The organism is Bradyrhizobium sp. USDA 3262 (assembly GCF_054060035.1).
Genome location: NZ_JBSSCT010000001.1, coordinates 2,482,072 through 2,501,147, shown reverse-complemented (window position 1 = coordinate 2,501,147; position 19,076 = coordinate 2,482,072). Strand labels below are relative to the sequence as shown.

Sequence of the window (19,076 nt, the reverse complement as noted above, 5' to 3'; positions counted from 1 at the left end):
CTGTTTCAGTGGGCCGGCCGAAGGTCGGATTGCCCCACCCCGCAATGGCGAGTTCTCTCTCGGACAAGCGGGCGGCCTCGAAACCTGTCAAAGTTTCGTGGCTTGTCCTGTCCAAGCCGGACATGCCACAAACGATCACTACCTCCCGGGACGAAACGAAGAGAACCCCATGAACCTAAAGACCTTGAGCGCGCTGGCGGTCGTCACATCGCTGGCTTCCGCATCCTCCGCGCTGGCGCAGGATGCCGCCGCCGGCAAGACCTCGTTCAATAAATGCCTCGCCTGCCACGCAATCGGCGAAGGCGCCAAGAACAAGGTCGGCCCCGAGCTCAACGGCCTCGACGGCCGCCATTCCGGCTCCGCGCCGGACTACAATTATTCCGATGCCAACAAGAATTCCGGAATCACCTGGAACAAGGAAACCTTCCTCGAATACATCAAGGATCCGAAGGCCAAGATCCCCGGCACCAAGATGGCATTCGCCGGCATCAAGAACGAGAACGAGGCCAACAACCTCTGGGCCTACGTCTCGTCGTTCGACAAGGACGGCAAGCAGAAGTAATCGGCGGTATCGGTCGCCGTCCGCCCGGCGCCAATGCCGGGGCGGACGTTAGAAGGGATGGCTTTTCTTCGAAACGCCATCCCGTCTGGCTCTCTGATTTGAACATGATCTCCGCGCGGACGCGTCCCGCGTTTGTCGCGAGGGAAAAGCGGCACACGCTTCCGGATCATGCCTGGCCGCCGCGATCAGCGCGGCAACAGATTGGTCTTGGCGAGATCGACCACCTCGTCGCCGCGGCCGCTCATCACCGCGCGCAGCACCCACAGGCTGAATCCCTTCACCTGCTCCAGCGTAATGGTCGGCGGCATCGACAGCTCCTGCGTCGCGGTCACGACGTCGAGCACCGCCGGGCCGTCATGCGCGAGCACGTCGCGGATCGCGCCCTCGAGCTCGCCGGGATCCTCCACCCTGACGCCGTGAATGCCCATGGCGCGGGCCATCGCCGCGAAATCCGGATTCTTCAGATCGACCCCGGTCTCGATGAAGCCGGCGGCCTTCATCTCCAGCGCGACGAAGCCGAGCACGCTGTTGTTGAAGATCACGACCTTCACCGGCAGCTTGGCCTGGGTCAGCGTGATCAGATCGCCCATCAGCATGGCAAAGCCGCCGTCGCCGGACATCGACACCACCTGCCGGCCGGGCTGCGCCGCCTGCGCCCCGATCGCATGCGCCATCGCATTAGCCATCGAGCCATGCACCCAGGAGCCGACCAGACGGCGGCGGCCATTCATTTTCAGATAGCGCGCGGCCCAGATCGTCGGCGTGCCGACGTCGGCGGTGAATACCGCATCCTCGCTCGCCTGCTCGCTGAGCAGGCGCGCCAGATATTGCGGATGGATCGGCTTTTGGCCCGGCTTGCCGCGGGCGAGATCGTCGAGCCCGGCGCGGGCGTCCTTGTAATGCGCGAGGCTGGCATCGAGATGCTTGCGGTCGGTCTTCACATGGAGCTTCGGCAACAGCGCGGCGATGGTCTCGCCGACGTCGCCGACGATGCCGAGATCGAGCTTGCAGCGGCGGCCGAGATTTTCGGGGCGGATATCGACCTGCGCGATGTTGATGCCGGTCGGGAAGAACTGCTTGTAGGGAAAATCGGTGCCCAGCATCAGCAGCACGTCGCAGCCGTGCATGGCGGCATAGCCGGAGGAGAAGCCGATGAAGCCGGTCATGCCGACGTCATAGGGGTTGTCGTATTCGACATATTCCTTGCCGCCGAGCGCGTGCACGATCGGGCTCTTCAGCGTCTCGGCAAGCTTGATCAAGCCGTCATGCGCGCCGGCGCAGCCGCGGCCACAGAACAGCGTGACGCGCCGCGCGCCATTGAGCAGCGCCGCCAGCGCATTCAACTCAGGTTCGGCCGGACGCACCACCGGCGCCGGCGGCAGCAGGCCGGCATTCGGTGCAATGTCGCGCTTCGGCGCGGTGCGCATCGCGACGTCGCCCGGCAGCACCAATACGGCGACGCCGCGCTTGCCGACCGCGGCGCGGATCGCGTTCTCCAGCATGTAGGGCAGTTGCGCCGGATCCGACACCAGTTCGCAATAATGGCTGCATTCGCGAAACAGGTCCTGCGGATGGGTCTCCTGGAAATAGCCGCCGCCGATCTCGGCCGACGGGATCTGCGCCGCCAGCGCCAGCACCGGCGTGCGGCTGCGATGCGCGTCGAACAGGCCGTTGATGAGATGGAGATTGCCCGGGCCGCAGGAGCCCGCGCACACCGCGAGCGCGCCCGTGATCTGGGATTCGGCGGCGGCGGCGAACGCGGCCACCTCCTCGTGACGCACATGCAGCCAATCGATCGTGCCGCGCTTGCGCAGCGCCTCGGTCAGGCCGTTGAGGCTGTCGCCGACGACACCGTAGATGCGCTTGACGCCGGCCTGGGCAAGGGTTTCAGCGACGAGGTCGGCAATGTTGTCGATCCGCATGAGACGTGTCCTTTGCTGCAATCCGAAACCGGTGAGCCGCATGATGTTCGGCGCTACGCGGCGGCGCAAGCCTTGCCGGATCACATTCGCGCGGCGCAAAGGCGCGGCAGCTATTGCGCCGTCACCACGTCCCGCACCACCAGGCCGGCCATCGTCTCGATCTCGGACGCCACGAGGTCAGGCACGACGTACTGCACCATGTGGCCTGTGCCCGGCAGCACGATCAGCTTCGCGTTCGGCGCCGATGCGGCGAGCGGCCGCGAGTGGATGCCGGTCGAGACCGTCTTGTCGACGTCGCCCGAAATGATTGACAGCGGCGCCCTGATCTCGGCATAGCGCGGGGCCTGTTCGACAACGGCAGCCTTCAGCGTGACGAGGTCGCGCGCATTGGCGATGAATTCGCGCGGGCGCAGCAGGAGCAATGACTCGCTGTCGCGGACGAAATCGACCGGCATGGGCTGCGGCGCGAACACGCCGCGCGCAGCCGAACTAGCAATGATGAGACCGAGCGGCAGCGTGATCGTGTGCGCGAGCAGCGGTCCGATCAGTGGTGTCGCGATCACATCATTGTAGCGTCCGGCGCCGCCGCGCCACGGATAGGCGACAGGGGCGAGCAGCACGAGGCCGGCGACGCGATCCGGATGATCCAGCGCAATGCGCAAGGCAAGCGCACCGGCCCAGGAATGCGCCACCACGATCGCCCGCTCGACGCCGAGCCTGGTCAGCGCCTCCACGATCATCCGGCCCTGGATCGCGGGCGTCGAATCCGCGACGCGCTCGCGCGGACTCCAGCCGTGGCCCGGCCGGTCGATCAGGATCACCCGGCGCATTTTGGCAATGCGATCGCCGAGCGGCTGCATCGCGCGCAGATTGGAGCTTGCGCCATGCAGCATCACGACGGGCGGTCCGACCGCGTCGCGCGGGCCGAGTTCGACCACATGCAGCCGCGCCCCGGCCACATCGATCATTCGGCCCCGAGGCGGAAAGGTACGCTGGATCAGCAGGGCGCCGAGCTGTGTCGCCAAGGCCAGCGCCAGCCCGGCTACCGCCAGCACAATGATTACGGTCAACATCGAGGGGATCCGAAAGGGCTTAGGCACCTGATTGGGCACCTGACAATTACGACGAAGCCGAAATCAGGTTTCGCGCGGATGTTCCCCCTGCCCGGACATGCTCTTGTTCGAAAAGCCAATTGTCGATTTTCCGGCTCGCGCCCCGGCGCGGAGTTGTCCACAATGCGCCCAGCCTGTGGATAGCGGGTTCATACCTGCGTCATTAGTAATTTCATAGATTGGCGGTGGCATTTTCGCCATCAGACGCGAGGCTTCATCGAAACCGGGACGCCACTGGAACGCTTCCTGGCTTGTACACAGTATCCACAGGAACCGGCGTCCGCATGACGAGTTCAACGGGAAGTAATCGGAGGAGTACCATGATTTCCGACCCTAGCGATGCGGCCATCGATCAGATCGTGGCGAGCTGCAATGGCGACCTGCGCGGCGCCCTGAAGGCACTGTTGCTGGTGAATGAGCACCTGGAGGCGGAGCTTCAGCAATTCTATGCTGCCATAGCCCAGGACACCGCGTCCCGCGGCAAGTTCTTGCACTAGCCTCCTGCGCCGGACCGTATCGCGAGCAAGCATCAGGCTCGTGAGCAACGCGCCCATTCGCGGCCATCGCCCCACGATCGCGATCAATCGCACGCTATCAGATATCGCGGCCTTCGACCTTTTCGGTCAGCTGCTTGACGATCTGCGGCACCTTCTCGAGGTAGGGATCGACAGCCAGCGCCTTGCGGAAGGCGTCGAGCGCACGCTTGTCGTCGCCCATGTCCTGCATGATCATGCCGACGCCCGCCAGCGCGCCGAAATGGCGGGGTTCGCGGGTCAGCACCTGCTGAAGGTCTCCCAGCGAACGAACGTAATCGTTCTTCAAATAGTAGATCGTCGCACGCCGGTTCCAGGCCTCGACATAGTCGGGGCGGAGCTTGATCACCGCGTCCAGCAGCTTCAGCGCGACATCGACATTCTGGGCGTCGATCGCCGCCTTGGCGCGCACCATCAAAAGCGCCGCGGTATCGCTCGGGGTTTGCAGCCACAGCGCCCAGATCCGCGCCTCGACATGGCGGGCGCTGTCCTCGTCGGGGGCGGCCTTCAGGGCGCCGAACAGGAAATCCAGCCCGCGGGTGCGGTCGGCCGGCACCTTCGGCAGCTTGGTCGGCGCTTCAGGTAGTTTTTTCTGGGCCTTGGGCGGCGGGACCACCCGCGGATCGTCCTGCGCGACGGCTGCAACAGGCAAAGTCAAAACAGGCCCGGCCAGAAGCCCGGCGATCAGGATCGCCAGCCGGCGGTTGGCGGGCCCCAGGAACTTGAATCCGAGCTTTAATCCCATGGCCGAAGTCTAGACGCACAACGCCGCACTGCAAAGCAGCGCGGCGTCAAAGACCTGTGAAGGAAGGATCGAAATCGGCCGGCGATCCCGGCGGGATCAGCCTTGTCGATCAGCCTTGGTGGATCAGCCCTGGCGCGCCTTGAAGCGGCGCTGGACCTTGTTGATCACGTAGACGCGGCCCTTGCGGCGAACCAGACGGTTGTTGCGATGGCGGCCGCGCAGCGACTTCAGCGAGTTACGGACCTTCATGGGACAATCCTGTTACTTCGAAAGGCCCGTGTTGGAGGCCGTACCTGATCAATGCCAATATTTGGCAAAATGGGATTTATCCCGATAAGCGGCCTGCCGCCCGGGACGGCCGGGTTCTAAGCCATCGGACCGTTAAATGTCAACCGAGACGGGCCGATTTTCGGGCCTATCCTGGCCCGGAACCCGCGGAAGGCACCGCGCCACACCCTTGAGATCATTTCGGAAACGGCGACGGCCACAATTATCCGGGCCATCGAGGCGACCCGCCATCTCCCTTTGACGATGGCGTCACGGCCGCCGAATCGCGGTTTCGTCCTCCTCGCGGCCGCCCCGGACCGTGACCGAACCGGACTTTGCGCCGGATTGAGCTCCGCGCGCGGCCAGAATCCTTCAACTCCTCGGCGCTTGCGAAAATAGTTATATCATATAATTATTTTCCATCACCAATGAACACGCCGCCGGGGAAGCGCAATGCCCAAGCTCAAACTGCCCGACATCGAAAAGGTCACCGCGATCGACATCCACACCCATGCCGAGGAGCCGTGCGGCATGCATGGCGACGACGGCTATGACGACTTCCAGGCGCAGATGGCCGACTACTTCAAGTCGCCGCACAAGCATCCGCCGACCGTGCCGGAGACCGCGGCCTACTATCGCGCCAAGAACATCGCCGCGGTGATCTTCCCGGTCGACGCCGAGCGCGAGACCGGCTTCCGCCGCTACAACAATTACGAAATGCTCGAGGTCGCCTCCGACCATCTCGACGTGCTGATCCCGTTCGTCTCGATCGACCCGCACAAGGGCAAGCTCGGCGTCCGCGAGGCACGCAAGCTGATCGAGGAATACGGCGTCCGCGGCTTCAAATTCCACCCGACCATGCAGGGCTTCTACGCCAACGACCGCATGGCCTATCCGCTCTATGAAGCCATCAATGACGGCGGCGCGATCGCGCTATTCCACACCGGCCAGACCGGCGTCGGCTCCGGCATGCCGGGCGGCATGGGGATGCGGCTGAAATATTCCAACCCGATGTACATGGACGACGTCGCGGCCGATTTCCCCGACCTCAAGATCATCCTCGCGCATCCCTCCTTCCCCTGGCAGGAAGAGGCGCTGTCGGTCGCGACCCACAAGCCGAACGTCTATATCGACCTCTCCGGCTGGTCGCCGAAATACTTCCCGCCGATCCTGGTGCGCTACATCAACTCGATCCTGCAGGACAAGATGCTGTTCGGCTCCGACTGGCCGGTGATCACGCCGGACCGCTGGCTCGCCGATTTCGCCAAGCTCGACATTCGCGACGAGATCCGGCCGAAGGTCATGAAGGCCAACGCGCGGAAGATTTTGGGGATCTAGAGCATGATCCGGAAAAGTGCGAAGCGGTTTTCCGAAAAGATCATGCTCAAACAAGGAGATGAGATCATGATGCGATTCCGTGGAAGCGCATCATGATCTAAGGGAGTATCATCGGCGGCAAGCTTCGGAGGTGGTTCATGACGAACTTCACCGGACTTGCCACCCTCTCCGCACTCCTGATCGGAAGCGCAGAACTCTGCTGCGCGGCACGCGCCGGGCAGCCGGCCGCGTTCGTCGAATTCGAGAGCCCGCTCGCAAGTGCGCAGCCACTGCAAGGTTATCTGCGAACACCCGATGGACCGGGCCCCTCGCCCGCCGTGGTGCTGCTGCACGGCTGCAGCGGCTTCTTCAAGCAACTCGACGAGCGCTGGGGCAAGCGGCTGGCGGCCTGGGGCTATGTCACGCTCACGGTCGACCGGTTCGGGCCGCGCGGAATCACCAGCGCCTGCACGGGCGGCGCGCCGGCCGCAACCGTCCATGACGCCTATCGTGCGCTGAGCTATCTCGCGCGGCAATCGGCGGTCGATCCCGATCGCGTCGCGGTGGTCGGGTTCTCGCAAGGCGCCTGGCTCGCCCTGCTCTCGGTCGAGCGTGGCGCGATCGAACATAACGCGGCAGAGAAATTCCGCGCGGCCGTCGCGTTCTACCCGCCCTGCCTCAGCATCAAGGGCGACATGACGGTGCCGACGCTGATCATGGTCGGCGAGCTCGACGACTGGACGCCGGCCAAGGAGTGCCGGACGCTAGCCGAGGGCCGCGACGACTACGGCATTTCCCGGCAGAATCGTGCGGGACATCCGATCGAGCTGATCGTCTATCCCGGCGCCTATCACGGTTTCGACGTGCAGCATTACAGCACGCCGGTGCAGATGTTCGGTCATCACCTCGAATTCAACGAGGTAGCCAGGGATCAATCCATCGACGCACTCAGGAAATTCCTGTATGCGACAATCGGCGGGCAAGAGAGATCACAATGACCATCAAGGCAATCGTCTTCGACGCCTACGGCACACTCTACGACGTCCAGTCGGTGGCCGACGTCACCGAGGATGCGTTCCCCGGCTACGGCGACATCATCACGCAGATCTGGCGCATCAAGCAGCTCGAATATAGCTGGCTGCGTTCGCTGATGCGGCGCTACCAGGATTTCGCCGGCGTAACTCGCGACTCCCTCGCCTACACGCTGCGCTGCCTCGGCCTGCAATATGACGCGGCGACCTTCGCTCGCATCATCGACAAGTATCAGCATCTGGCGCTGTATCCGGATGCGGTCGCCGCGCTCGAGGCGATGAAGGACAAGAAGCTCGCGATCCTCTCCAACGGCAGCCCCGACATGCTGAATGCGCTGGTGCGCAATTCGGGGCTCGACCGCGTGCTCGATGCGACCATCAGCGTCGATGCCCACAAGGTGTTCAAGCCGGCGCCCGAAGCCTACACGCTGATCGAGGAGGTGCTGAAAGTACCGCCGGCGGAGGTGCTGTTCATCTCCTCCAATCCGTGGGACGCCTGCGGTGCCAAGTCGTTCGGCCTCAACGTCGCATGGATCGAGCGGGTGACGCCGGAAGCGATGGCGCTGGCCTGCGTCGAAAGCGAGACGGTCGCCCCATTGACGATGTTCAAGGCACTGCGTACCCAGATGGACGAGCTCGGCGTCGTGCCCGATCACCGGATCCACGGTCTCTCCGAACTTCCCGCTCTGGTGTCTGCAAGGTCCTGAACATTATGAGTCTCGACTCCGTCCGCGCCTTCTTCGCCGAGAAGGCGCCCGAAATCTCCGTGATCGAATCCACCACGAGCTCCGCGACCGTCGTGCTGGCGGCGGAGGCCTACGGCGTCGAGCCGGCGCGGATCGCCAAGACGTTGAGCCTGCGGGTCGGCGACCGCGTGGTGCTGATCGTTGCCGCCGGGACGTCGCGGATGGACAACAAGAAGGTCAAGGCGGCGTTCGGCGGCAAGCCGAAGATGCTCGGCCTCGACGAGGTCGCCGACATCACCGGTCACGAGGTCGGCGGCGTCTGCCCGTTCGGGCTGAAGACGCCACTGCCGGTCTATTGCGACGTATCGCTGAAGGCATTCGATGTCGTGGTGCCGGCGGCGGGCTCGACCCACAGCGCGGTCCGCATCACGCCCGACAGGATGGCGGAGCTGACCGCAGCCGAATGGGTCGACGTCTGCGAAGTCAGACCCGAGAATTAGTCCTCATCGTCGAACGGTGGCCGCGATGGCGCCGGCTGCACCGGCTGTGGTGCACGCGGCCGCTGCTGCATCTGCGGCGCACGACCCTGCATTTGCGGCTGTTGGGCCCGCCCTTGTGTCTGCGGCTGTTGCGCGTTCGATTCGAACACGGCACGACAACTGTTGGAAAGTTGCGGCGTGTTCTGCCGCAGGCAAGCCACGATGCGCTGCACGTCGGGCACCCGGTCGCTGCAGAGCCGCCACACGTCCGGTGTGCACGCCATCTGCTGTTCCCAGGTTCCCCGATACTCCTCGGCGACCGCGGCCGTTGCCGTGGCAGCTCCGCCGATCGCTATGGCAAGGCTCAGGACGATCCGCTGCGATCGCATGTCGGGCTCCCGTAGTTCCAGATGTTGGCCCGCGCGCGCAAGTTCCCGCGCCGCGATTTGCTCCAAAGCTGCCCAATGAATGCGGCCAAGGATCGTTCACGCGGACAACTAAAAGTGAAGAGAGTTTGTCCCGGAGGGAGGGACCTATTCGACCTTGCCGATCTTTTTCACCGCCGCGATCAACCGCGCGCTGTCGTCTGCAACAAATTTTGAGAACGCCGGCGCGTCCATATAGGCGACCGGACTGCCTGCGGTTTCGAAGGTCTTGATCACCTCCGGCGCCTTCACGGCATCGGCCATCGCCGCGCGCAGCCGGTCCATGATCGGCATCGGCAGCGCTGACTGCGCGAACAGTCCCGCCCAGATGTAGAACTCGACGTCCTTGTAGCCGAGTTCCTTGAACGTCGGCAGATCGGGGAAGCTCGCGATCCGCTCGGCGCCCCAATTGGCGAGCACGCGCATCTTGCCGTCCTCGACCTGCTGCTTGAGCGTGCCCGGCGCCGACGCCAATGCCTGCACGGTGCCGGAAAGCAGCGCGGTGAGCGCCGGGCCTGCGCCGCGGAACGGCACGTGCAGCAGCTTTATCCCTGCGCTCGCCGCGAACATCTCCATCGCGACATGCAGCGTGCCGTACGGACCGGACGAGCCGTAGGGGATCTGTCCCGGGCGTTTCTTCGCGTCGTCGACGAATTCCTGCAGCGATGTCCACGGCGCCGAGGCCGGCACCGCCAGCAGCGTCGGATCGGCGAGCACGCGCGCGACCGGCGCGAACTGCGACACCTCATAGGCAACCGGACGATCGAACAGCCGGTCGGCCTCCGGCAGCACCGCGAGCGAGGACAGCGTCATCAGCAGCGTATAGCCGTCGGGCTCGGCGCGCGCGGCCTGTGCATTGCCGATCGATCCGCCTGCTCCGCCGGCGCGATTGTCGACGATCACGGGCTTGCCGAGGATGCGCTCCAGCGCGAGCGCCACCGGCCGTGCCGCAAGGTCGGCCTGGCCGCCGGCCGGAAACGGCACGATCATCGTGATGTTGCGGTTGGGATAGGCGCCTTGCGCAAACGCGGAGTTGGCGAGCGCAGTCTGCGCAAGCGGCAATGCGGCAGCGGCGCGCAGGAGTTCGCGGCGGTTCATCGAGAGTTTCTCCCCAGTCATCCTTCTTGGCGATCGCAGCCGATCGCAATGCCACGGTCATGGCCGCGGCTTGGTCGCATGGTGCAGGAGCGGGACGCGCATCTCAAGCGTCCCGCTGCCGCATCCGGTGCGGACTGACTAACGAAGAAGATCGAGGCCAGCTGGGTCAGGTCCTAGCGGTTGACGGAATTAGGCCAAGTGGCAGTCGCAAAGGCGGTGCGCCCCCTCTCCCGCTTGCGGGGAGGGTTGGGGTGGGAGCTCTCTCCACGAGTCGTATCGTGGAGAGAGCCCCCACCCCGTATCGCATCTCTGATGCGATACGACCTCCCCCGCAAGCGGGAGAGGTTCAGCAGTCTGCCGCGAGGCTGGTTCAGCCTGACTCCATCATGCACTAGCTAACGCTTGCGCGCCGCCTTGCGGGTCTTTCCGACCGACCGCTTGCTGGCCGCGCCGCGCTTGGTCGCGGTCTTCTTGCTGGCGGCCGCGCGTCGGACTGGAGCTGCTGCGGCCGGCCGCTTGCGTGCCGGCGCCTTCTTCGGCGCCTTCCGGGCCGTTTCCCTCGCAGCTTTCCTGGCGGCCTTCTTCGCTGCTTGCGGACGCGCGCGTCGCGCCGTTGTCGCGCTGCGGCGCCGCGTGCTGCTTCCTCCGATCGGAACGAGGTGGTCGTCGGCATCCAGCGTGAGCTGCTGGAGCGGGAACGCCGGCAGGAAGCTCGGGTCGTTGTAGAGCTTGCTCAAGCTATCCTGATCGAACTTGCCGCCCTGCCCGCGGTCCTCGCCCGCACCGGCGCGCCAGGCCGCTTCCCAGACCCGGGCCAGGGTCTTGGCACCGTCCTGCATGCAGGCCGCGGTGGCGTCCTTCAGCTTCGACCACAGCGCCTCGACCTGGCCGCTGCCCATATGCGAATTGAACAGGTTGACGATGGTCATCGGCGGCAGCCGCTTCACGGTCCGCTGCATCAGCGCGACCACGGCAACCGCGGCGTCGCGGCCGGTCGGCGTGCCGCCAGGGACAATCTCGGCAACGTCGCTGGTCCGGGCGTCAGGGATCATCTTGATGAGATCCTTGCCGTGCCGGCCGATCATCGTGGTCTCGTACACGCTGTGCACCTTGGCATGCGCCTTGTCGTTCGGATCGAGGCCATGGTGGAATTGCGAGATGTGCAGTGGCTGGCAGGCATCGCCGATGTAATGCGCGACAATGCCCGCGGCGCAGACGAACTCCAGCTTCTTGTTGGCGGCGGCGTACTCCACCATCTCGTCGAAAATCTGCCAGACCCGGAACGGCAGCGCGCCGCGCCGGTCCTCGCCGATCCCTTCGTAATAGTCGTTCCAGACCTTCGGATCGACGTTGCGCGTCGACTCCGCGCAAAGATCGAGCAGCGTCTTGCCGTCCCTGCCCGGCTTGTCCATGTCGGCGAAATGGTTGCTTTCGTCGGTGTGCCGGGTGAAGCGCCAGACCAGGTCGGCGACATCGGCCAGCGGCGAGAACGTGCCTCGCTGATGCGGCTTGAGGTCGGCAAGCAGCTTGTCGTCGAGGCCGATATTGTCGGAATTGGCGTCCATCATGGTGGCGAGCTTGGGCAGCTTCGCATCGATCAGACCGGTCGCGTAGGCGCCGATCTTGACGTGGCCCCATTCGCCCCAATACTCGGTGTGGCCGGCGTTCCAGTCGCCGATCAGTTCGACATCGAGCTCGCGGCACAGCGTCGCCATGCAGATGCCTAGCGCAACCTGCATCGGGACCTTGCCGCTCGATCCGAACAGTTCCTGGCCGCCCCATTCGAGCGCTAGGGGACTGAGGATCCGCGCGCCGCTGGCGTTCTTCTTGGCGTCCGGATCGTCGACAAACCAGACCGTGCCGGAGTCGCCCGGATAATTGTTGAGCGGCGTGTCGCCGTCGCGTGGGCCGACCACGAAATCGCTGACATATTCCATGCCGCCGACGGTCTTGTAGCGATAGAACAGGCCGAGGATCTTGCCCTTCATCAATCCGCTGGTCGCACCGAACGCGATCAGCGGCTGGTTGATGATGTCGAGGCGGAAGGTGCCGACATTGAGGTCGACGACGTCGCCGACCTGGCCGACGCCGTAGACCTGTGCGGTCCAGCCCTTGACGTCATCGACGCGGATCAAGCCGGCATCGAGATTGGCCACCACGCGCGAGCCGGGCCAGCCGGGATAGACCTCGCTGAAGGCGCGCTTGCCGAGTTGCAGCGCATCGCTGACGCCGAGGCGGCGGTCGGTGTTCTTGAAGCCGGCGAAGATCTCGCGGCCGGCGGCGCCGACCACGTGACGGTTGGACAGCGCAAACACCGTCTCGCCATTGGTGACGAGACAGCCGATCGAGCCACGGTGGATCTTGCCCTGGATCATGGTCTGCACCGGAAAGCCGCCGCCGACCAGATCGCTCTTGAACACCGGCGGATCGACGCTGCCGGGACTGCCCTCGTTCGGATCGACCTTGACGACGCAGGTGGGCACGACGCGACCGTCGGGCAGATACAGGAACGGAGGTACCAGCTGGTCCTGCTTCTCCGGATGGTTCTTCAGCTCGGAGCGCTTCATCCAGTCGCGGACGAAGACGAGGATGCAGGGCCACGACCAGTCCTTGACCGACGAATTGAACAGCGTGCGCGGACCGAGCGCCTGCGGTTTGGAGTGCGCCTTCCTTTCCGTCGCGTTGCGATCGTTGTCCCGGATCAGATAGCGCCCGATCGCCGTGGCGTAGACCGATTGCAGATGGGCCAGATGCACGTGATAGGCCTCGCGGGCATCGAGCAGGTCCTTGACCGACAATGACGTGAAATCATGCTTGGTCAGATCAATCATCTGGTTCCTCCGAAAATGCGCTTTGCGGCAACACCGGTTCAGGACGCAGAAATAGACGATCGCGGCAGCCCACGATCATGGGTTAGTTCACATAAGTTATACAATTTAAAAGGGATGACACGAATGTGACGGGCCGCACGGCGGTTGGCCGGTGCGCGTGCGGGCGTCTGTTTCCGCTGAGCGCGGTGCTCTATTTCCGCTGGGCGCGCCCTTTGGCGAAATGCTTGGCCAGGAAATCCGCCAGCACCTCGACCCGCGCAGGACGCGGGCCGCCGGGCGGTGTGACGAGATGCACGGCGCCCTCGGGCTGCTTCCAGCCTTTCAGGATCACCTCGACCTCGCCGCGCGCGATCGCGTCGCCGACGATGAAGTCGGGCAGATCGGCGATGCCGAGGCCGGCGAGCAGCGCGGGCATCACCGCCTCGCCATTGTTGACGCGGAGCTGGCCGGCGGGACGCACGCTCGCCTGCTCGCCCGACGCGTTGGTGTAGTGCCAGACGCCCTGGGTCGAGAGATAGGCGTAGCCGAAGCATTTGTGCTCGGCGAGATGCATCGGATGGGTCGGCCGGCCGTGGCGCTTCAGATAGGACGGCGCCGCCACCGTGTAGCGCGGCATGCCGCACAGCCGCCGCGCGATCAGCGAGGAATCCGGCAGCCGCGCGATGCGCAGGCCGGCATCAAAGCCCTCGCCGATCAGATCGACCGTCGCGTCGCTCAAATGCAGGTCGATCGAAACCTCCGGATAGGCCTCCATGAATTCCGGCAGCAGCGGCGCCACCGTCTTGATGCCGAAACTCATCGGCACCGCGAGCCGCACCAGGCCGCGCGGCGTGGTCGATTGCGCCAGCGCCTCGTTCTCGGCGGCCTCGCCGTCGGCGAGCAGCCGCGCGGCGCGCTCCGACAATTTCTGGCCGGCATCGGTCAGCGCCAGCCGCCGCGAGGTGCGGTTGAACAGCCGGGCGCCGAGCCGCTCCTCCAACCGGCTGACCGCCTTGGACACCGTCGCCTTGGACAGCGAGAGCTCGGTCGCGGCCGCCGCAAACGACCGTAATTCCACAACTTTTGCGAAGATCGCGAGCGCCTCGAAGTCCGGCAGTTTCGACATGGGCCGCTGTCCTGATTGCTCAATACTGGAAACAATGAGTTTCGATAGTTTCTATTTCTATACCACAGCCAAAGGCATATCCAAGTGCCATAAAATTCAACCGATGGAGAAATCCAATGACCAACAAGCTCTCAGGCAAGGTCGCCCTCGTTACCGGCGGTTCGCGCGGCATCGGCGCGGCCAGCGCCCGTGCACTCGCGGCGGAAGGCGCGAGCGTCGCGATCAGCTACGTCGCTTCTCCCGAGAAGGCCGAGGCCGTCGTCGCCGAGTTGAAGGGCAAGGGCGTCAAAGCCCGCGCCTACAAGGCCGACCAGGCCTCGTCATCCGATGTCGATCAGTTGGTGAAGACCGTCGCCAAGGATTTTGGCCGGCTCGACATCCTGGTCAATAACGCCGGTGTCGCATCGGGCGGCGCGGTCGACGATCCCAAGGCCGATACCGCGACGCTCGCCCGCCAGGAGGCGATCAACATCGACGGCGTGATCACCGCGATCCGCGCCGCCTCCAAGCTGATGGGCGAAGGCGGCCGCATCGTCACCGTCGGCTCCATGCTGGCGGATCGCGCCTCGTTCCCGGGCCTTGCCGACTACGTCGCCACCAAGGCGGCCGTCGTCGGCTACACCAAGGGCGCGGCGCGCGACCTCGGACCGCGCGGCATCACGGTGAACGTGGTGCAGCCCGGCTCGATCGACACCGACATGAACCCGAAGGACGGTGGCGAGTTTGCCGAGACGCAACGCCTGCAGCACGCGCTGCAGCGCTTCGGCCGCCCCGAGGAAGTCGCAGCCGGCGTCGTGTTCCTGGCAAGCCCGGAAGCCTCATTCGTGACCGGCACCGTGCTCAACGTCGACGGCGGCTTCGGCGCCTGATCGAAAAATTTTCTGGAGACGCCGGGCGCAGTGCGCCCGGCCCGCTCCTCAACATCGACATCAAGGGGAATGACCATGATCGAACTCAGACCATTCGCAGAGCTTGGCGGCGCCGACCACGGCTGGCTGAAGGCCAAGCACCACTTCTCGTTCGCGAGCTACTACGATCCCGACAATGTCAGCCACGGCGCGCTGCGCGTCTGGAACGACGACGAGATCGCGCCCAACTCCGGCTTCCCGGCGCATCCGCACGCCAACATGGAGATCATCACCTATGTTCGCGAAGGTGCGATCACGCACCAGGACTCGCTCGGCAACAAGGGACGCACCGAAGCCGGCGACGTCCAGGTGATGAGCGCCGGCAGCGGCATCCGTCACTCCGAGTACAATCTGGAGCCGGCGAAGACCAAGATCTTCCAGATCTGGATCGAGCCGACGACGAAGGGCGGCCACCCGACCTGGGGCTCGAAGCCGTTCCCGAAGGCGGACCGCTCCGGCAAGCTCGTCACCATCGCCTCGGGTATCGACGGCGACGACGACGCGCTGCCGATCCGTGCCGATGCGCGGGTGCTCGCCACCACGCTGAAGGCCGGCGAGAGCGCGGAATACGCCGCCGATAAGGCCCGTCACCTCTATCTGGTGCCGGCGGCCGGCAGCATCGAGGTCAACGGCGTGCGCGTCAATGCCCGCGACGGCGCCGCGATCCGCGATGAGGCCAAACTGAAGATCACCGCGCTCGAGGATGCCGAGCTCGTCCTCGTCGACGCGGCGTAAGTACCACATCCACACTTCGTCATGCCCGGGCAAAAGCGCGAAGCGCGTCTTTACGCAGAAACCCGGGCATCCATCCCCTTCCGAAGAGTCTCTGAGACGATGGATTGCCGGGTCAAGCCCGGCAATGACAACCCTTAACCCAACTTCTCTCCCCCACCCAAAGGAGGCCATCATGGCCAAGGTTCTCGTTCTCTATTACTCCGCCTATGGTCACATCGAAGCCATGGCGAATGCCGTTGCGGAAGGCGCGCGCGAGGCCGGCGTCACCGTCGACATCAAGCGCGTGCCCGAGCTGGTGCCGGCCGAAGTCGCCAAGGCCTCGCACTACAAGCTCGACCAGGCCGCGCCGATCGCCAAGATCGACGATCTCGCCAACTACGATGCGATCATCGTCGGCACCGGCACCCGCTTCGGCCGCATGGCCTCGCAGATGGCCAACTTCCTCGACCAGGCCGGCGGCCTCTGGGCCAAGGGCGCGCTGAACGGCAAGGTCGGCGGCGCCTTCACCTCGAGCGCGACCCAGCATGGCGGCCAGGAGACTACGCTGTTCTCGATCATCACCAACCTCCTGCATTTCGGCATGACAGTGGTCGGCCTGAACTATGGTTTTGCCGGACAGATGAGGCTCGACGAGGTCACCGGCGGCGCGCCCTACGGCGCCACCACGATCACCGGTGGCGACGGCAGCCGCCAGCCGAGCGAGAACGAACTCGCCGGCGCCCGCTATCAGGGCCGTGCGATCGCGGAGACCGCGAGGAAACTTCGCGGCTGAGCCGCATGGTGAAGCCAGTTGAGTTTCAAACCTCGGCCGGATTCTCGCGCAACAGGGCGGCACTCTCCTGACGATTGCCGCCCTATCCGCTGTTTTTGGAAGCGCCGGTTCCCGAAGTCATCGGGACCACTTTCGTGCTATGCCGCAAGGCAGCTTGTCGGCGCAGCCCAGAGGTTTGTCATGACCAACACACAGAAGACCCGCTGGCCGGAACTGCCGACCGCGGCGTGGCGCGACAGCTGTGCCACGCTCCAGCTCTTCACCCAGATCGCCGGCAAGATCCGGCTGGCGAAGTCGCCCTGGCTCAATCACTCCTGGCACGTCACGCTCTATGTCACGGCGCGCGGGCTGACGACCTCGCCGATCCCCGACGGCGATCACACGTTCCAGATCGACTTCGATTTCATCGATCACGTGCTCCGCATCTCAACCAGCGACGGCACCGAACGGCAATTCGCGCTGGCCGGTCAATCGGTCGCGAGCTTCTACGCGGCGGTCACGACCAATCTGAAGGACCTCGGCATCGACGTCGCCATTGACGAGATACCGAACGAAGTCGCCGACCCGATCCGCTTCTCGCAGGATACGCAGCATGCATCGTACGATGCGGATGCCGTGCGCCGGTTTCACCAGATCCTTGTGAACTGCGATCGCGTGTTCAAGCAATTCCGGACCGGCTTTCTCGGCAAGGCGAGCCCGGTGCATTTCTTCTGGGGCAGCTTCGATCTCGCGGTGACGCGGTTTTCCGGCAGAACCGCGCCGCGACATCCCGGCGGCGTGCCCCATTTGCCCGACGAGGTGGCGCACGAAGCCTATTCGCACGAGGTCAGCAGCGCCGGCTTCTGGCCAGGCGGCGGTGTGATCGATTATCCCGCATTCTATTCCTACGCCTATCCGGAGCCCGCGGGCTATCGCAGCACGCCGGTACGGCCCGACGCTGCGTTCTTCAGCGAGACACTCGGCGAATTCATCCTGCCCTACGATGCCGTGCGAATGGCTGCAGACCCGGACAAGGCGCTGCTCGAATTCCTGCAATCGAGCTATGAGGCCGCGGCCATCAACGCGAACTGGGACCGTGCTGCGCTGGAATGCGCACCGGGCCAGCCGGGCGTGGTCCGAGGGATCTAGCTCCGGCGCGCAGCACCGGCGGCTCAATCCTCTTCGCGCGACGGCGTCGCCTTGCCGAGCGCCTGCATAAGTTAAATTTTCGTGTTACGTCTTTACCGCATCGTTGCTTGGCCGAGCTATCTTTCGGACGACGCCCCGCAACCCCGGCCGGCTCGAACACAACAGGCAGTAAATTCGTGAGCGCCCCGCAACCCGTCACGATCCCGCGACAACCATCGCACGCTGATCGGTCATGACGCGGCCATCGATCCTTGCCCTCGCGGTCAGCGCGTCCATTCTGCTGTCGGTCGCCGCGCGGGCCTGTCCCGCCTTGATCGAAGGCGTCCCGGCCGACCGGCTCAAGGCGCTGTCACGCGGCGTCAATGCCGACGGCTGGATCGCCGATCCGCGGTCGGCGCCGCCCCGCGCCCTGCTGCTCGAGCTGCGCAAGGCCGGCATGACCCACGTCCGGCTGCCGGTGCCCGCCGACTTCGTCATGCCGCGCTTCGCCGCGAAAGCGGAGATCGACAGCCGCCTGCGCACCGTCGATGCCGCGCTCAAGACCCTGCTCCCGCTCGGCTATGCGGTGTCGATCGACCTGCATTCCGGCGAGCACTTCAACGCGCTGCACAAGGACGATCCCACCAGTGCGATGATCGAAATGAAGCGCGCCTGGACCGAGCTCGCACGGGTCATGCAGCGCTATCCGTCCGACCGTGTGTTTGCGGAACTGTTGAACGAGCCGGATGTCGAGGCCGCGCAATGGCAGGGCGAAGTCCGGGAGCTGGCCGGCTTCATTCGCGGCCTGCTGCCGCAGACCACGCTGGTCACCGGGCCGGTCAACTGGCAGCGCGCGGATTCGCTGCCGGATTTCACTCCGCTCGACGATCCGAATGTCGTCTATGCCATCCACTTCTACGATCCGATGGTGTTCACCCATCAGGCCCATTGGGATCCGAGTGAGCCGCTGCACGACGTCACCGGATTGCCTTATCCGGTCCGCGCCGACGATCCCAGGGTTCGACAGCTGCGGGAGCAGCTCACCGCACTGGACAAGCGCAAGGCACTCGCGATGGTGGACCGCGCCATTCCCGACCGCGGCATCGACAAATGGCTCGAGCCTGCCGCCGCCTGGCAACGGCAATATTCGCGGCCGATCATCATCAATGAATTCGGCGTGCTCAAGGCCGGCGCGCCGCGCGACAGCCGGCTGCGCTGGCTCGCCGGCGTTACGGCCTACGCCCGGCAACAGTGCTGGGGCTGGACCCATTGGGAGCTCTCGCAGGGCTTCGGCCTCGCCGACGCCGTCACCGGCAAGGTCGACCGCGATGCGCTGAGGGCCCTGCTCGGCACCCGCTGACCCATCTGGTTAACCGGTTCTTACACAATGAGCGGCTAGATCGACGATGCTGGTGTGGCACGCCCACACGTCCGGTCACGT

General features: G+C 64.9%; 19 protein-coding genes. 11 read left to right on the top strand and 8 right to left on the bottom strand.

Annotation, left to right across the window (positions count from 1 at the left end):
* Positions 1 to 169 precede the first annotated feature (169 nt).
* Positions 170 to 562: a cytochrome c-550 CycA gene (cycA, locus tag ACVWYP_RS11635; RefSeq protein WP_018269764.1), complete on the top strand. Its 393-nt coding sequence runs from the start codon at positions 170 to 172 to the stop codon at positions 560 to 562.
* 185 nt (positions 563 to 747) lie between these two features.
* Here the strand turns inward: cycA and poxB are convergent, their stop codons facing one another.
* Entirely contained in the window at positions 748 to 2,484 is a 1,737-nt protein-coding gene (gene poxB / locus ACVWYP_RS11630; protein ID WP_304498729.1) for a ubiquinone-dependent pyruvate dehydrogenase, read from the bottom strand.
* A 110-nt stretch (positions 2,485 to 2,594) separates the two neighbouring features.
* Positions 2,595 to 3,557, bottom strand: coding sequence for an alpha/beta fold hydrolase (locus tag ACVWYP_RS11625; protein ID WP_304498728.1), 963 nt, complete (start codon positions 3,555 to 3,557; stop codon positions 2,595 to 2,597).
* 359 nt (positions 3,558 to 3,916) lie between these two features.
* On the opposite strand from ACVWYP_RS11625, the gene ACVWYP_RS11620 reads away from it, so the two are divergent.
* On the top strand, positions 3,917 to 4,093 hold the full coding sequence (locus tag ACVWYP_RS11620) for a hypothetical protein (protein ID WP_304498727.1): 177 nt from the start codon (positions 3,917 to 3,919) through the stop codon (positions 4,091 to 4,093).
* Positions 4,094 to 4,190: 97 nt separating this feature from the next.
* On the opposite strand, the gene ACVWYP_RS11615 is transcribed toward ACVWYP_RS11620, so the two are convergent.
* Together ACVWYP_RS11615 and ykgO are read right to left on the bottom strand one after the other, a co-directional pair.
* Complete coding sequence (locus ACVWYP_RS11615; protein ID WP_304498726.1) at positions 4,191 to 4,874, bottom strand: tetratricopeptide repeat protein; 684 nt, start codon at positions 4,872 to 4,874, stop codon at positions 4,191 to 4,193.
* 123 nt (positions 4,875 to 4,997) lie between these two features.
* Entirely contained in the window at positions 4,998 to 5,123 is a 126-nt protein-coding gene (gene ykgO, locus ACVWYP_RS11610) for a type B 50S ribosomal protein L36 (RefSeq protein WP_002718645.1), read from the bottom strand.
* Between the two features lie 471 nt (positions 5,124 to 5,594).
* Between ykgO and ACVWYP_RS11605 the strand changes: the two genes are divergently transcribed.
* The 4 genes from ACVWYP_RS11605 (at position 5,595) to ACVWYP_RS11590 (ending at position 8,675) form a co-directional block, all read left to right on the top strand.
* Complete coding sequence (locus ACVWYP_RS11605; RefSeq protein ID WP_304498725.1) at positions 5,595 to 6,479, top strand: amidohydrolase family protein; 885 nt, start codon at positions 5,595 to 5,597, stop codon at positions 6,477 to 6,479.
* A 137-nt stretch (positions 6,480 to 6,616) separates the two neighbouring features.
* Entirely contained in the window at positions 6,617 to 7,456 is an 840-nt protein-coding gene (locus tag ACVWYP_RS11600; protein WP_304498724.1) for a dienelactone hydrolase family protein, read from the top strand.
* Complete coding sequence (locus ACVWYP_RS11595) at positions 7,453 to 8,196, top strand: haloacid dehalogenase type II (protein ID WP_283064660.1); 744 nt, start codon at positions 7,453 to 7,455, stop codon at positions 8,194 to 8,196. The genes ACVWYP_RS11600 and ACVWYP_RS11595 overlap by 4 nt, the downstream gene beginning before the upstream one ends.
* Before the next feature lie 5 nt (positions 8,197 to 8,201).
* Positions 8,202 to 8,675, top strand: coding sequence for a YbaK/EbsC family protein (locus tag ACVWYP_RS11590; protein WP_028341121.1), 474 nt, complete (start codon positions 8,202 to 8,204; stop codon positions 8,673 to 8,675).
* Here ACVWYP_RS11590 and ACVWYP_RS11585 read toward each other — a convergent pair.
* The 4 genes from ACVWYP_RS11585 to ACVWYP_RS11570 all read right to left on the bottom strand — a co-directional run bounded on the left by ACVWYP_RS11585 (position 8,672) and on the right by ACVWYP_RS11570 (position 14,113).
* A complete protein-coding gene (locus tag ACVWYP_RS11585; RefSeq protein ID WP_304498723.1) occupies positions 8,672 to 9,043 on the bottom strand; it encodes a hypothetical protein in 372 nt (123 codons plus the stop codon). The two genes, ACVWYP_RS11590 and ACVWYP_RS11585, sit on opposite strands and share 4 nt — an antisense overlap.
* 144 nt (positions 9,044 to 9,187) lie before the next feature.
* Positions 9,188 to 10,177, bottom strand: coding sequence for a tripartite tricarboxylate transporter substrate binding protein (locus tag ACVWYP_RS11580; RefSeq protein WP_028341123.1), 990 nt, complete (start codon positions 10,175 to 10,177; stop codon positions 9,188 to 9,190).
* Between the two features lie 395 nt (positions 10,178 to 10,572).
* Positions 10,573 to 13,008: a Nal1-like putative serine protease gene (locus ACVWYP_RS11575; protein ID WP_304498722.1), complete on the bottom strand. Its 2,436-nt coding sequence runs from the start codon at positions 13,006 to 13,008 to the stop codon at positions 10,573 to 10,575.
* A 190-nt stretch (positions 13,009 to 13,198) separates the two neighbouring features.
* The gene (locus tag ACVWYP_RS11570) at positions 13,199 to 14,113 is read right to left on the bottom strand and encodes a LysR family transcriptional regulator (protein WP_016846155.1); all 915 of its coding nucleotides are present in this window, start codon (positions 14,111 to 14,113) and stop codon (positions 13,199 to 13,201) included.
* 116 nt (positions 14,114 to 14,229) lie between these two features.
* Here ACVWYP_RS11570 and ACVWYP_RS11565 point away from each other — a divergent pair, with 116 nt between their 5' ends.
* The 5 genes from ACVWYP_RS11565 (at position 14,230) to ACVWYP_RS11545 (ending at position 18,995) form a co-directional block, all read left to right on the top strand.
* Entirely contained in the window at positions 14,230 to 14,982 is a 753-nt protein-coding gene (locus ACVWYP_RS11565; protein ID WP_304498721.1) for an SDR family NAD(P)-dependent oxidoreductase, read from the top strand.
* 75 nt (positions 14,983 to 15,057) lie between these two features.
* Positions 15,058 to 15,756, top strand: a complete 699-nt coding sequence (locus ACVWYP_RS11560; protein ID WP_028341125.1) for a pirin family protein — start codon at positions 15,058 to 15,060, stop codon at positions 15,754 to 15,756.
* Positions 15,757 to 15,928: 172 nt separating this feature from the next.
* Positions 15,929 to 16,528, top strand: coding sequence for an NAD(P)H:quinone oxidoreductase (wrbA, locus tag ACVWYP_RS11555; RefSeq protein ID WP_028341126.1), 600 nt, complete (start codon positions 15,929 to 15,931; stop codon positions 16,526 to 16,528).
* A 180-nt stretch (positions 16,529 to 16,708) separates the two neighbouring features.
* Entirely contained in the window at positions 16,709 to 17,656 is a 948-nt protein-coding gene (locus ACVWYP_RS11550) for a DUF5996 family protein (protein ID WP_304498720.1), read from the top strand.
* 232 nt (positions 17,657 to 17,888) lie between these two features.
* Positions 17,889 to 18,995, top strand: coding sequence for a glycoside hydrolase family 5 protein (locus ACVWYP_RS11545; protein WP_304498719.1), 1,107 nt, complete (start codon positions 17,889 to 17,891; stop codon positions 18,993 to 18,995).
* The last annotated feature ends 81 nt before the right edge of the window (positions 18,996 to 19,076 follow it).